This is a genomic window from Clostridium sp. D43t1_170807_H7 (assembly GCF_015555905.1).
In the GTDB taxonomy this organism is placed as follows: domain Bacteria; phylum Bacillota; class Clostridia; order Clostridiales; family Clostridiaceae; genus Clostridium.
On the sequence record NZ_JADNLK010000018.1, the window covers coordinates 24,775 to 39,131 of the forward strand.

The 14,357-nt window shown below is 29.5% G+C and carries 13 protein-coding genes; all 13 read right to left on the bottom strand.

The annotated features are described in order from the left end of the window. Positions 1-54: 54 nt before the first annotated feature. Positions 55-1,542 carry a 4Fe-4S dicluster domain-containing protein gene (locus tag I2E98_RS11780; RefSeq protein WP_195469093.1) on the bottom strand — a complete coding sequence of 496 codons (1,488 nt, stop codon included), beginning with the start codon at positions 1,540-1,542 and terminating at the stop codon, positions 55-57. 234 nt (positions 1,543-1,776) lie between these two features. Further along, positions 1,777-2,844 carry a M28 family peptidase gene (locus tag I2E98_RS11785; RefSeq protein ID WP_195469094.1) on the bottom strand — a complete coding sequence of 356 codons (1,068 nt, stop codon included), beginning with the start codon at positions 2,842-2,844 and terminating at the stop codon, positions 1,777-1,779. Between the two features lie 199 nt (positions 2,845-3,043). After that, positions 3,044-3,967 carry a DNA-3-methyladenine glycosylase 2 family protein gene (locus tag I2E98_RS11790; protein WP_195469095.1) on the bottom strand — a complete coding sequence of 308 codons (924 nt, stop codon included), beginning with the start codon at positions 3,965-3,967 and terminating at the stop codon, positions 3,044-3,046. A 294-nt stretch (positions 3,968-4,261) separates the two neighbouring features. Then, positions 4,262-4,684, bottom strand: coding sequence for a C-GCAxxG-C-C family (seleno)protein (locus tag I2E98_RS11795; protein ID WP_195469096.1), 423 nt, complete (start codon positions 4,682-4,684; stop codon positions 4,262-4,264). Positions 4,685-4,721: 37 nt separating this feature from the next. Beyond that, the gene (locus tag I2E98_RS11800; protein WP_195469097.1) at positions 4,722-5,102 is read right to left on the bottom strand and encodes a PH domain-containing protein; all 381 of its coding nucleotides are present in this window, start codon (positions 5,100-5,102) and stop codon (positions 4,722-4,724) included. A gap of 354 nt (positions 5,103-5,456) precedes the next feature. Beyond that, on the bottom strand, positions 5,457-6,305 hold the full coding sequence (locus I2E98_RS11805) for a 3-hydroxybutyryl-CoA dehydrogenase (RefSeq protein WP_195469098.1): 849 nt from the start codon (positions 6,303-6,305) through the stop codon (positions 5,457-5,459). A gap of 196 nt (positions 6,306-6,501) precedes the next feature. Further along, positions 6,502-7,530 (bottom strand): electron transfer flavoprotein subunit alpha/FixB family protein, encoded by a 1,029-nt coding sequence (locus I2E98_RS11810; protein WP_195469099.1) that lies wholly within the window; start codon positions 7,528-7,530, stop codon positions 6,502-6,504. Between the two features lie 22 nt (positions 7,531-7,552). Continuing rightward, positions 7,553-8,332 carry an electron transfer flavoprotein subunit beta/FixA family protein gene (locus I2E98_RS11815; RefSeq protein WP_195469100.1) on the bottom strand — a complete coding sequence of 260 codons (780 nt, stop codon included), beginning with the start codon at positions 8,330-8,332 and terminating at the stop codon, positions 7,553-7,555. Between the two features lie 15 nt (positions 8,333-8,347). Beyond that, positions 8,348-9,487 (bottom strand): acyl-CoA dehydrogenase, encoded by a 1,140-nt coding sequence (locus I2E98_RS11820; RefSeq protein ID WP_195469101.1) that lies wholly within the window; start codon positions 9,485-9,487, stop codon positions 8,348-8,350. Between the two features lie 77 nt (positions 9,488-9,564). Further along, a complete protein-coding gene (locus I2E98_RS11825; protein WP_195469102.1) occupies positions 9,565-10,374 on the bottom strand; it encodes a short-chain-enoyl-CoA hydratase in 810 nt (269 codons plus the stop codon). Between the two features lie 344 nt (positions 10,375-10,718). Continuing rightward, a complete protein-coding gene (locus I2E98_RS11830; protein WP_195469103.1) occupies positions 10,719-11,348 on the bottom strand; it encodes a redox-sensing transcriptional repressor Rex in 630 nt (209 codons plus the stop codon). A gap of 404 nt (positions 11,349-11,752) precedes the next feature. Continuing rightward, positions 11,753-13,948, bottom strand: a complete 2,196-nt coding sequence (locus tag I2E98_RS11835; RefSeq protein WP_195469104.1) for a heavy metal translocating P-type ATPase — start codon at positions 13,946-13,948, stop codon at positions 11,753-11,755. A 30-nt stretch (positions 13,949-13,978) separates the two neighbouring features. After that, complete coding sequence (locus I2E98_RS11840; protein ID WP_195469105.1) at positions 13,979-14,347, bottom strand: metalloregulator ArsR/SmtB family transcription factor; 369 nt, start codon at positions 14,345-14,347, stop codon at positions 13,979-13,981. Positions 14,348-14,357: the final 10 nt, after the last annotated feature.

Sequence of the window (14,357 nt, forward strand, 5' to 3'; positions counted from 1 at the left end):
AAACTCATAGCTAGTTATAATTTTTCAAATTTCCCTTTTCTCTAAGAAAATTATTTATCTTTCCAAATTGACATCCTCAAATTTATCAAGAGTTTCATTTTTAAGAACTGCCTTAATAGTTGTTCCATTATTTATTTTAGTAAATGCTGCTTTTGCCCTAAGTGGTGGTACTATTGTTCCTGCTCCATTAATACATCCGCCTTCACACATCATACCTTCAATAAAGTTTCCAGGTAATTTTCCCATTTTAGCAAGCATCATTGTCTTTTTACAATCAAGTCCTGATACTTGAACTGACTTAAACTCAACCTGTACTCCTGAATCTTGTACATAATTCTTAATAGCTGCTGTTAATCCACCAGCTGCACCAAATCCTCTTCCAAATACAGATGCATCATTAACATTTTCTTCTTCACATTGAAATGGATTAACATCAAATGCTTCAAATAAAGCAAGTAATTCTTCAAAAGTTAATACATAATCAACAGCATCGGCTATTCCTATTCTAACTGCTTCCCCCTTCTTAGCTGTACAAGGTCCTATAAATACAACTTTTGCTTCTGGATCGTTTTTCTTAATAAATCTAGCAGCTGCAACCATTGGAGAAACTGTTCCAGAAATTCTCTCTTTTTCAGTTGGATTAACTTTTTCAATAAAACTTAAGAAACCTGGACAACATGAGTTTGTCATATATTTATCCCCATTTTCCATCCTTTTCACAAATTCATTAGCTTCATGAACTGTAACTGCATCGGCTCCTAATGCTGCTTCTATCATATCTTCGAATCCAAGGGCTTTAATAGCATTTCTAACTTTTCCATAATTCATAGTTGGTCCAAATTGTCCTGTTATAGCAGGTGCAACTACTGCATACATTTTTCTCTTTCTTCCTAATCTCTTAGCAACTGGAACTATTAAACTCTTATCTGAAATAGCTCCAAACGGACATGCTCTCATACATGAACCACAATTAACACACATTTTTTCTTTAATCATAGCCCTTCTATCATCTGGATTTATATCTAAGGCCCCTGTTGGACATGCTCTTTTACATGGTCTCATAACCTCTGATATTGCATCATAAGGACATGCTTTTTTACATCCTCCACACTCTTTACATAATTCTTGATTTATATATGCTCGTCCATTAACAATTGTTATAGCTCCAAAATTACATGCTCCTTGACATCTATGTGCAATACAATTTCTACATGAATCTGTTACATTAAATTTATTTATAGGGCATCTATCACAAGCTGCTTCTATAACATAAATAATTTGCTCATCTGGTCTAATATCAATTAGTGATTCTTCTGCATTATCACCATTAGCTAAATATCCAGCCGCAAGCTTGGCTCTTTCTAAAACTATAGCTCTTTCCTTATAAACACAACATCTATATTGTGCTATATCTCCCTTAATAACCTCATATGGAACTTTTTCAATACTTTCTAAAGTAATATTATTATCTTTAGCAAGCCTTGCAACCTCTGTTAATACCTCATGCTTTAATTTTTTAAGCTGGGTTTCGAACTTAAACATATCACCACTCCCTTTCACCTGTATACCACTTCTAATTATACAATATTTTACCATCAGTAACCAACCTTTCATAATTTTCTGATGATTTCATTTACCTAATTTTTTTACATTATGAGACATATTTTTTAATATAATAATCAGTTATTTGATAAAAAATTTAAACATTTTTTTACTATTTATATATAAAAAAGCCTTATGAAATACAAATTCATAAGACTCATTAAATCTAAAACTCTAATAAACTTTATTCTCACTCTTTATTATAAAATCAACTAAAGCATCCTTAATATTATCTATTAATTCAAAATCAACTATAGACATATTATCTTCTTTACTATGAACAATACCGACTATTCCATCTTGACCAATTACTAAAGATGCATCATTTCCTTTTCTAAATGACATATGGTCACTACTACCTACAATTCTACCTTCCTCATTTCTAGCATATGGAACCATTTCATAATAAACTTTATCCTCATCTAATACTTCTATAAAATCATCATATAATTCTTGACATAATGGATTAGTATTTTTAACTGCTAAACCTTCATTGCTTTTGATACCTACACAATCAATATTTATATTATACCAATCTTCATAACTGTCTTTAAAATCTTCTACAAATTTTGAACTGCCTATTAAACCTAATTCTTCTGCATTAAAAGCAGCAAAAATTATATCATGTTCTGGTTTCTCTTCTTTATAATATTTAACTAAGTCTTTTGCTGACTCAAGCAATACTGATATTCCAGAAGCATTATCAATGGCACCTTGAATTTTTGTTACTTTTATTTGAGAAGATTCACTACTATTAGATGACTCTTCTAACTTTTCTCTTACAGTAACATGATCAAAATGAGCTGAAATTACAACTGCTTTAGAACTATCTTTGCCCTTTATTACTCCAATTATATTATTTACATTATTATCATTCTCTTCATTAGGATTAAATATAGATCTCATTTCTTTATTTAAATAAACCTCATGATAAAAACTACCATCATTAAATGGATCTAAACCTATAGCCTCAAAGTAATTTTTTATAAATTCCGCTGATCGAGTATTCTCATCAGTTCCAACAACTCTAGATAAGTATTCATCTGATGTAAGTTCTTCCATTATACTTTCTATATCTAATTTTTCAGGATTTTTACCTGCTTCAGTACTTAACTGTTCTTCGTAATCAATTACTCCTCTACTAGATACAACTTTATCTACTACACCGCTACATCCAGTGAAAAGTAAATTCAAAACTAATACACTTGATATAATAGATATTAATTTATTTCTTATGTTCATAATACTCTCCCTTAATATATTAAATTCTACTCTTTTCCCTTTATATTCTCCATCTTATATTAAATATATTCTCACTTTTAATCTGTTAATTTGTACAAAAAATAATACACAATAATAAGCCCATTTTAACTCATCATTGTGTATATTCTTTATAAACTAAAACTAAAATTAGTTTTCTAGTGATTTTCTCTAAATATAACTATTCAACTTTAATATTGTTTTCTCTTGCATAATAGAATAAATATTGTTGAGCAAGTCCTGCAAGTTCTCCAAATTTCTCTCTACCAAAAACTCTTATTTTATTTAATGATACATCTGGTGCTAAATAAAAATGAATCATTGCTCTTTTTATCCATACATCAACAGGGAAGGCTGAATGTTTACTCATTGAAAATAACATTATACAATCTGCAACCTTAGCTCCTACCCCCATAAAATTTTGAAGTGCCTTATGACACTCATCAACAGGTAACGATTTAATATATTCTAAATCAAATTGTTTTAATTCTTCATTTAAAGTTCCACTCTTTTTAGCTTCAATTGCAGCATTAACTTTTGATATAGTATCTATTATGTATTTACTTCTGAAAGATGCTCCTGTTTCTTTTATTTCTTCTAAAGTTGCTTCTTTTAATTGTTCTGGAGTTGGAAATGCATAGTATATATTTCCCTTGTATTCAATTTTATCTCCCCATCTTTCAGATATCTTTTTAATAGTTTTCATTATTGAAGGAATACTATTTCTTGCAGATATTATGAAACTTATTAACATTTCGAAAGGATCTTGATTTAATATTCTTATACCATAACCAAATTCAACACTTTTCTTTAAAAGCTCATCTTTTGATAATTCTTCTTTTACCTCTTCATAATTCACATTTAAATCAAAGTAATCTTTCCATATTTCATCAAAATCTTTCATATTAGTATTAAGAATTGTTACTGTACTTCCTTCTTGGACCACCTCTATAACTCTTCTATATGCAACAATTATGTAATTTGTATCAGTAATTCTTTCCCATCTAAAACATTGCCCACACTCTAATATTTGCTTTATATTAAAATCTTTAACATTTTCTAGTATTATTGAATTTTCTTTTTCTATTATATTTGTATAATTCATTTTTTCACCTCATTATGACACTAACGGACTTTTATCATTTATACTTCTATTGTTTCAAAACTTTTATCTTTATATTCTAAAGATAAATATTATTAATTAATAATTTATATCTTTAATGCTATATTAAATGACTTTCTTTTTCAATGTTTTAATAATATAAACTTTAAAATTTATTATAAAATAAACCATTATAGTTTCTACCCCCTAACTATAATGGCTTATTTATGAAATACAATTAATTATTCTAATAGATATAGATTATAATCTTAAATTTATAATAATTATTAAATCTTCTTATCTATTAATTGAATATACATTTTTATATTCTTCAATTATATTTTCTAATACTTCAGCCGATACTCTCATCATTTTAGAACATCTTGTTTCATTTTCATAATACTTCTCCTTTAGAGTAATACAATCTAAAGTATTCATTCTATAATTAAATTCATTTAAAAATTTTGAAGTCATTTCTCTAACATGAGGACTTTGATGTCCCCTTTCTGTAGTAAACATTACTCCTAATGCTGCTATAGCTCCCGTTGCTGCACCACAAACACTACCTATAGTCATTCCTCCACCAAATGATGCCATTGTCATTAAAGTTTGTTTTGAAAGATTTAAATCATAAACTTCATTAGTAGCTAAAAGTATACATTCGGCACAATTTAAATCATACTTTTTATCATAATATTTCATTGTAGTTTCTAATAACATTTAATCAGTCTCTCCCTCTAAATAAATCCTTATCTACTTATAAAGTTGCATATTCATTTATAAGGTTAAATACCTTTCTAAGCAGTTGATCCATATTTTTTCCTCTTAAGAATTGCATCTCTATTTCTATTCCCCCTGTTAGGAATAACTTAATTTCAGAATCAATATCAAAATGTCCTGCTGTTTCTATTGCATAAGTTACTATTTTATTATAAGGTATTGCATAATACTCAGTTTTTTTTCCAGTAATCCCTTGTTTATCACATATTAATACTTTTTTATCTGTAAATAATGCTGCATCCCTAACAGTCTTTACAGCAAATAAAGCTTGTTCATTTCTACCTACAAAAGACATTAATGACTGTGGTATTTCTATTTCTCCATAAAAATTAAACACTCTCTTACTACTTTCTTCCATACCTAAATTCCTCCTTGATGTATATAAACATCATAAAATTTTATCACAATTATATCATAAAACACTAAGAGGTAACTACCCGTCAGCAGTTACCTCTTAGTGTTAAATTAAAGCGCATTTTTCGTTTTATTCTTTTTAAGTATATTAAAATCCAAATATTTTATAACAGCATACTTAAATAAACATTTTCTTAGAAATATCTAAAACTCAGATTACTAATTCTCTATTTTTTTAAACATATAAGCAAATATTTCAACAACTTAAAAGAACATTTATCCTTTTAAGTCCTAATTGTATTTTTTATAATTTAAAGTTACAAAGCTTAACTTTTAAGCTTCACTTTTATAACTTCAATTAAGCATTATAGTTGTAGAATCCTCTTCCAGTTTTTCTACCTAACCATCCTGCTCTAACATACTTTCTTAAAGTGCTACTAGCTCTATATTTATTATCTCCTGTTTCATTATATAAAACATCCATGATAGCTAAACAAACATCTAATCCAATTAAATCTCCTAATGCTAAAGGTCCCATTGGGTGATTTGCACCAAATTTCATAGCTGTATCTATATCTTCAACTGATGCAATTCCTTCTTGAAGAATAAATGAAGCTTCGTTAATCATTGGAATAAGTATTCTATTAACTACAAATCCTGGTGCTTCTGCAACCTCTACTGGTTCTTTACCAATTGCTAAAGATAACTCTTTAACAGCATCAAAAGTCTCTTGTGAAGTAGCCATACCTCTTATAATTTCAACAAGCTTCATTACTGGAGCTGGATTAAAGAAATGCATTCCTATAACCTTTTCTGGTCTACCAGTTGCTGAAGCAACCTCTGTTATTGATAAAGAAGAAGTATTTGAAGCTAAAATAGTTTCTGGTTTACAAATCTTATCTAACTCCGCAAATATTTCTTTTTTAATTTTCATATTTTCAATTGCAGCTTCAACAACTAAGTCACAATCTGCAGCTAAATTCATATCAGTAGTTCCTGAAATTCTAGATAATATATCTTCCTTAGTTTCCTCTGTCATTTTTCCCTTAGAAACTAATTTAGATAAGTTCTTGTTAATTCCAGTAAGTCCTCTTTCAACAAATTCATCCTTTATATCTCTAACTATAACTTCATAACCTTTTTGAGCAAAAGCTTGAACTATTCCAGCACCCATAGTTCCTGCACCTAAAACAAAAATCTTTTCCATTATAACCTCTCTCCTTTATTAAGCGAAAAACTAAAAGCAACTCATTATTAGTTATTAACATAGAAATTAGAATTTAGAATTTTAAACATATTTTACTTCAAATAAGTACTTATTAATTTTTCACTTTATCAATTCTAAAATATCTGATCTTTTATTTATATAAGTTTATATTTAATACCATTTAACCCATACTATACTAAATTCTACAAACTAACGGTTCTTCAGTTTCTACAGATTCTTTTAGTTTATTTATCATTTCTGGTATAACCTTATTTAAATCACCAACTATAGCATAATCAGCAACTTTCATAATTGGAGCACTTTCATCTTTATTAATAGCTATTATCATATCTGATTCTTGCATACCAGCAACATGTTGAATTGCCCCTGAAATACCACAAGCAATATAGATTGTTGGCCTTACAGTTTTACCAGTTTGTCCTACTTGATAATCTCTTTCTATCCAACCTTTATCTACAGCACCTCTTGATGCACCAACAACTCCACCTAAAACAGTTGCTAACTCTTGTAATAATCCGAAGTTTTCTTTGCTTCCAACTCCTCTACCACCAGCAACTATAAATTTAGCTTCTCCGATATCAACAATATCTTTATTAGCTTTAACTACTTCTAAAACTGTAGTTCTAATATCTGATGCTTCTAAATGAACATCAACTTTTTCTATATTATAATTCTCTTTCTTTTCAGTTAACTTTGAGAATACTCCTGGCCTTACAGTCGCCATTTGTGGTCTGTGGTTTGGACAAGCAATTGTTGCCATTAAATTACCACCAAATGCAGGTCTTGTTGCAAGTAAATCTCCATTAGTAACATCTACTTCTAAAGATGTACAATCCGCTGTTAATCCTGTTGAAAGTCTAGCTGCAACTCTTGGTCCTAAATCTCTACCTATGAAAGTAGCTCCAATAAATAATATACCTGGCTTTCTTTCATTTGCTAAATCACAAAGAACTTTTGTATATCCATCTGTCGTATAATTTTCTAATTCTTCATGTTCAGCTACTAGTATTTCATCAGCACCATGTTCACCTAAAATATCAGCTAAACAAGCTACATTATTTCCTAATAATACAGCAGTAAGATTAACTCCTAACTCATCTGCTAATCTTCTACCTTCTCCTAATATTTCTAAAGAAACCTTTTGTAATTCACCATTTCTTTGTTCAGCGAATACCCAAACGCCATTATATTCTGCCATATTCATCTCCAATTACCCTCCTACTATCTTAGATATAGTGTTTTTCTTTTAACTTTCCTAAAACATATGCTACTGCTTCTGGAGCTGATTCTTTAACAATTTCTCCTGCGCCCTTAGCTTCTTTAGTCATTGACTTTTTAACCTTTGTTGGTGAACCCTTTAACCCTAGTTCTTCAACTGGTACATCAATATCTGCTGCAGTCATCATTTTTACTTCTTTATTTACTGTATCAAATATATATTGAACGTTCATATATCTTGGATTATTTAATTCCTCAATTGCTGTTAAAAGAACTGGAGTTTGAACTTTTATTAATTCATATCCATCCTCTAATGCTCTATTAACTATTAGTCCATCTTCCTCAACCTTAACATCTTGTACATATGTTACTTGAGGAACATTTAAATGCTCTGCTATTTCTGGTCCAACTTGTGCAGTATCTCCATCAATAGCTTGTCTTCCAGCAAAAATTATATCGTATTCTAATTCTTTAATTGCTGCTGCAATTGCTTTTGAAGTTGCTAATGTATCAGCTCCTCCAAATGCTCTATCAGTTAAAAGTATAGCTTCGTCAGCTCCCATACATAAAGCTTCTCTTAATGCATTCTTTGCTTGAGGAGGTCCCATGCTAATTACAGTCACGTGTGCCCCATAATTGTCTTTTAATTGTAATGCTGCTTCTAAAGCATGTTTATCTTCTGGATTTATTATTGAAGGAACACCATCTCTTATAAGAGTTCCTGTTTTTGGATCAATTTTTACAACAGTTGTATCTGGTACTTGTTTTAAACAAACTACTATCTTCATTATTAAAGCCTCCTCTTATCTTAATGCAGCGCCTGCAATAACCATCTTTTGAACTTCAGAAGTTCCTTCATAGATTTCAGTTATCTTAGCATCTCTCATCATTCTTTCAACTGGATATTCCTTAGTATATCCATATCCACCATGAAGTTGAACAGCCTTAGTTGTTACATCCATCGCAACTTCAGCAGCAAATAATTTTGCCTTAGCAGCATCTACTGAATATGGAAGCTTATTTTGTTTAAGCCATGCAGCTTTATATACTAATAACTTAGCCGCTTCAATTTTTGTTTCCATTTCTGCAATCATCCATTGCAATCCTTGGAATGCTGATAAAGATCTACCAAATTGTTTTCTTTCTTTCATATATTTAACAGATTCTTCATAAGCTCCTTCTGCAATTCCTAAAGCTTGAGCAGCTATACCAATTCTTCCCCCATCAAGGGTTTTCATTGCTATACTAAATCCTTTACCTTCTTTACCAATTAGATTTTCTTTTGGAACTATACAGTTTTCAAATATAAGCTCAGTTGTAGAAGATGCTCTAATTCCTAACTTTTCTTCTTTCTTACCAATTGAGAATCCAGGGAAGTCTTTTTCAACTATGAAAGCTGATATTCCTCTAGTTCCTTGCGACTTATCAGTCATAGCAAATACTATGAAAGTATCAGCAACACCACCGTTTGTGATGAATATTTTAGAACCATTTAAAATATAATTATCTCCATCTAATACAGCTGTAGTTTGTTGCCCTGCAGCATCTGTACCTGCACCTGGTTCAGTTAAACCAAAAGCACCAATCTTTTCACCTTTAGCAAGTGGCACTAAATACTTTTCTTTTTGTGCCGGAGTTCCGTTTTCATATATTAATGAAGCACAAAGTGAAGTATGAGCTGAAACAATAACACCTGTTGTTCCACAAACTTTTGATAATTCTTCAACAGTGATGATATATGATAATACATCTCCACCAGCTCCACCGAATTCTTTAGGAAATGGTATACCCATCATTCCTAATTCAGCCATCTTCTTCACATTCTCCATTGGAAATCTTTCTGTTTCATCTATTTCTGCAGCTATTGGTTTTACTTCATTAACTGCAAATTCTCTTACCATTTGTCTCACTAACTCTTGTTCTCTAGTTAATCCAAAATTCATTGCCTTTTTACCTCCCTGCAATACCCTCATTTATGTGTATAATACACTTGCTTATATATTTAAATTTAATTAAATAACTATTTATTTTGGAAATTCTTTTCTCTTCTTTCTAAGAATGCAGTCATTCCTTCAACTTGGTCTTCTGAATCAAAGCACTTACCAAAATCCTCTGCTTCAATTTCAATAGCTTTATCTATATCTACTTGGATACCTCTATTAATAGCATCCTTACAAAGCTTAACTGCTATTGGCGCATTAGCACAAATTGTAGCTGCCATTTTTTTAGCTTCTTCCATTAAATTTTCTAACGGTACAATTTTATTAACTAAGCCAATTCTTAAAGCCTCCTCGGCATTAATCATTGCACAAGTATAAATTAGTTCTTTAGCCTTACCTAAACCAACTATTCTAGGTAATCTTTGAGTTCCCCCAAATCCTGGTGTAATTCCAAGGCCAGCTTCTGGTTGAGCAAACTTCGCCTTTTCTGAAGCTATTCTTATGTCACATGCCATAGCAAGTTCACAACCTCCCCCTAAAGCAAATCCTGATATTGCAGCTATAACTGGCTTGTCTAAATTTTCTAATCTTCTAAATACTCTATTACCTAAAAGACCAAATTCCTCTCCAGCTTTAGAATCTAGATCTTTCATTTCAGCTATATCTGCCCCAGCAACAAAAGATTTTTCTCCCGATCCTGTAAGTATTACACAATAAACATTGCTATCATTCTCAATATTTGTTATAGCTAAATCTAAATCTTTTAAAGTATCTGAATTTAATGCATTCAATGCTTTCGGTCTGTTTATTGTTATAATTGCTAAATTCCCTTCTTTTTCAAGAGTTACATTTTTTAACTCTTCATCTAAAATAACATTTTTAATCTCCATAAATTCTCCTCCCATCATACCCATCAATACCATAAATACCCATTTTATTGTTAGATAATTAACAAAGAACCTCAAAAAAACTCTCATATTTCTCCTTCTTTGTTTCCTCTTTGGTTAGAAGATTCTGAATAATCATAACTCACTTATAATTATAATATCTAAATTTATCATTTGCAATCAATATTTTCTTAATTAGTATATAAATTACATTTTTTCAATCTTTTTCTTAGAATACGTTTTCTAGCTCTTTTTTTCAACTTTATTTTCCATTGTATACTTATTGACAAAGTTAGAAAATAAAATTTAGAAATAAAAAATAGTTGTTGCCATAAGCAACAACTATTTTAATTATCTTTCATTAAATATACTAAAGTTAATAAACTTTCTGATAGATGAACATTTTCTACTTTAACATCCTCAGGTACAACTAAATCTACAGGTGCAAAATTCCAAATACCTTTTATTCCACCCTTAACTAACATATCACTAACCTTTTGTGCATTAATTCTTGGAACACATATAATCCCAATATCTACGTTATTTTCTTGTAAAAATTCAGCTAAGGTATCTATATCTCTAATTTCAATATCTCTTATTCTCATTCCTACAAGCTTTGGATTAGCATCAAAAATGCACTCAATAGATAAACCTAACTCAGAAAATCTATTATAGTTAGCAATTGCCTGACCTAAATTACCTGCACCAATTATTACTCCTGTATATTCTTTATCTAATCCTAAAATTAAACTTATTTGTTTATATAATTCTTTTACATTATATCCGTATCCTTGTTGTCCAAAGTCACCAAAATTATTTAAATCTTGTCTTATTTGAGATGCTGTAAATCCAATTTTTTCACCTAACTCTTTAGATGAAATTCTATCTACATCATTTCTCATTAGCTCTTTCAAATATCTATGGTATTTTGGTAATCTTTTAATTACTGCCATAGAAACATTTTTCTTTTTCTCCATAGTATATGAATCTCCTTAATACACTTCAATAATATTCCTATTATAATCCAACTTTGATAATATAATAACATACTTTTTGTTTTTTTTCTATATTTTAATATATAAGTAAAAATTTTTTATTATAATTTCCAAATTTAGTTTTTCCCATTTTATTTAATTTTATTAATTTTTATGTATGAAAATTCTTTAAAGATTTGTAAATGTTTTTACTATTTTAAAAAATAGAGACTTATGTATAACTTAGCAGATCAGTTATACATAAGTCTCGTATAGAAGCAAAGTCAGATATTATGGACTATCTGACTTATATACAAGAATCAAAGTGATCTTGTATGCTATGCCCTTACGCCTAAAATGTTCTCGACTTATTCTATTATAATCAAGGTGCTATTCTTTGTCAATATTTATCGAATTATTCTCATTGAATTTAAGACAGCTATTAATGTTACTCCTACATCAGCAAAAACTGCAGCCCACATATTTGTTAAACCTAATACAACTAATAACATTACTATAATCTTAACACCTAGTGAAAATATTATATTTTGCCATAAAATTTTATTAGTTCTTCTAGATACCCTTATAGCTTCTGATATCTCCTCAATCTTATCTTTCATTAAAACAACATCAGCTGCTTCTATTGCTGCATCTGAACCTATTCCACCCATAGCGACTCCTATATCAGCTCTTGCTAAAACTGGAGCATCATTTATTCCATCTCCAACAAATAATACTTTTCCTTTTGATCTTCTCTTATTTAATATCTCTTCTACTTTACTTACCTTATCTCCAGGTAAAAGTTCTGAATATACTTCATCTATTCCTATATCCTTTGCCACCTTATCAGCAACACTTCTATTGTCACCTGTAAGCATTATAGTCTTCTTTATTCCAACTTCTTTTAATTCAACTAATGCTTCTTTTACATTTCCCTTTATTTCATCTGAAATAACTATATTTCCTTTATACTCACCATTAATAGCAACATGAACTATTGTTCCAATAGAATCTATATCATCATAACCTATATTGTTAATCTTCATTAATTTACTATTTCCAAGTAAAACATCATTTTTTCTTATAGTTACTTCTATTCCATGTCCTGAAATTTCTTTATAGTCTTTTATTTCATCCTTATTAACTTCTTTTCCATAAGCCTTTGCTATTGATATTGCAATTGGATGATTTGAATGTGATTCTCCCATAGCAGTAATTTCTAATAATTCTTCTTTACTTATATTTTTAGCATTTATTTCAGTCACTTCAAAAATACCCTTTGTTAAAGTTCCAGTCTTATCAAATACTACTATTTCACTATCTTTAAGTGCCTCTAAATAATTTCCTCCCTTAACTAAAATACCTTTTTTAGAAGCTGCCCCTATTCCTGAGAAAAACCCTAATGGAATTGAAACAACTAAAGCACAAGGACAAGATACAACTAATATAGAAAGTGCTTTATAAATCCAATCCGAAAAAGTGGCATCTTTAATTATCATAGGCGGTATTATAGCTACTAATGCTGCAATTGTAACTACTATTGGGGTATAAATTTTTGCAAACTTAGTTATAAACTTTTCTGTTGGAGCTTTTTTATTAGATGCATTTTCTACTAATTCTAAAATTCTAGCAACTGTTGATTCTCCAAATTCCTTATCTACTTTAACCTTTAAAACACCATTATTATTTATTGAACCTGATAATATTTCATTTCCAATTGTAACTTCACGTGGTACTGATTCCCCAGTCAATGCAGAGGTATCTATAAAACTTGTTCCTTCTAAAATAGTTCCATCTAAAGGCACTCTTTCTCCTGGTTTAACAACAATAAATTCCCCTATCAATACTTCCTCTGGTGATACTTTAATCTCTTTACCATCTCTCAAAACATTTGCATAGTCAGCTCTTATATTCATAAGAGAAGATATTGATTTTCTTGATCTATTTACTGCATATCCTTGAAATACTTCTCCTATTTGATAGAACAACATAACTGCAACAGCTTCTGGATATTCCCCAATAAAGAATGCTCCTATTGTAGCAATACTCATTAAGAAATTCTCATCAAAAACCTCTCCTCTAATAATATTCTTAATAGCACTTAATATTACTTCTCCACCTATTATCAAATAACTTACTCCAAACAAAATAAGTGATAATAAATTTTCATTACTTTTATAAGCTAATGCAATAATATAAACTATTGCACCAATTATTAATAATAGGTTATCCCTAATATATTGTAAAAATCCATTATTATCTTTTTTTAATTCATGAGTATGACTATTATGATCTCCATCATGATTTCCATGTTCATCACTATCAACGCAACAGCTACTAGTACATTCTACTTTACTAACACTTATATCCTTATTATCTAACTTTTCAATTACTTTAACATGGGGTTCTAATTTTTTAACTATTGATTTAATTTCATTTATTATATTATTTTTTTCTTCTTTTTTATCAAACTCTACTGTTAATACTGTTGTTGAAAAATTTAATGAGGCGTTTTTTATTCCACTTATTTTATTAACTTTAGTTTCTATTTTATTAGCACAGTTAGCACAGTTTAATCCACTCAAAACCAATTTAATTTCCATACAAAATTCTCCACCTTATTTTTATCATATCTATTCAGTGATATGTTTTAACCCTTCATCAAATATATGCTTAATATGTTCATCATCTAAAGAGTAATAAATTATTTTTCCTGACCTTCTGAATTTAACAAGTCTAGAAGATTTTAAAACTCTTAGTTGATGTGATATTGCTGATTGACTAACATTTAATAAAGCTGATAAATCACAAACACACATTTCCGATTCAAATAATGCACAAAGTATTTTTATTCTTGTACTATCTCCAAAAACCTTAAATAATTCTGCTAAATCATATAAGACTTCATCTTTTGGTAATTTCTCCTTAACTTTATTGACTATTTCTCCATGTATAACATTACAGGAACAACTCTCAATATTATTATCAACATTAGTTTTCATAGTATATTCA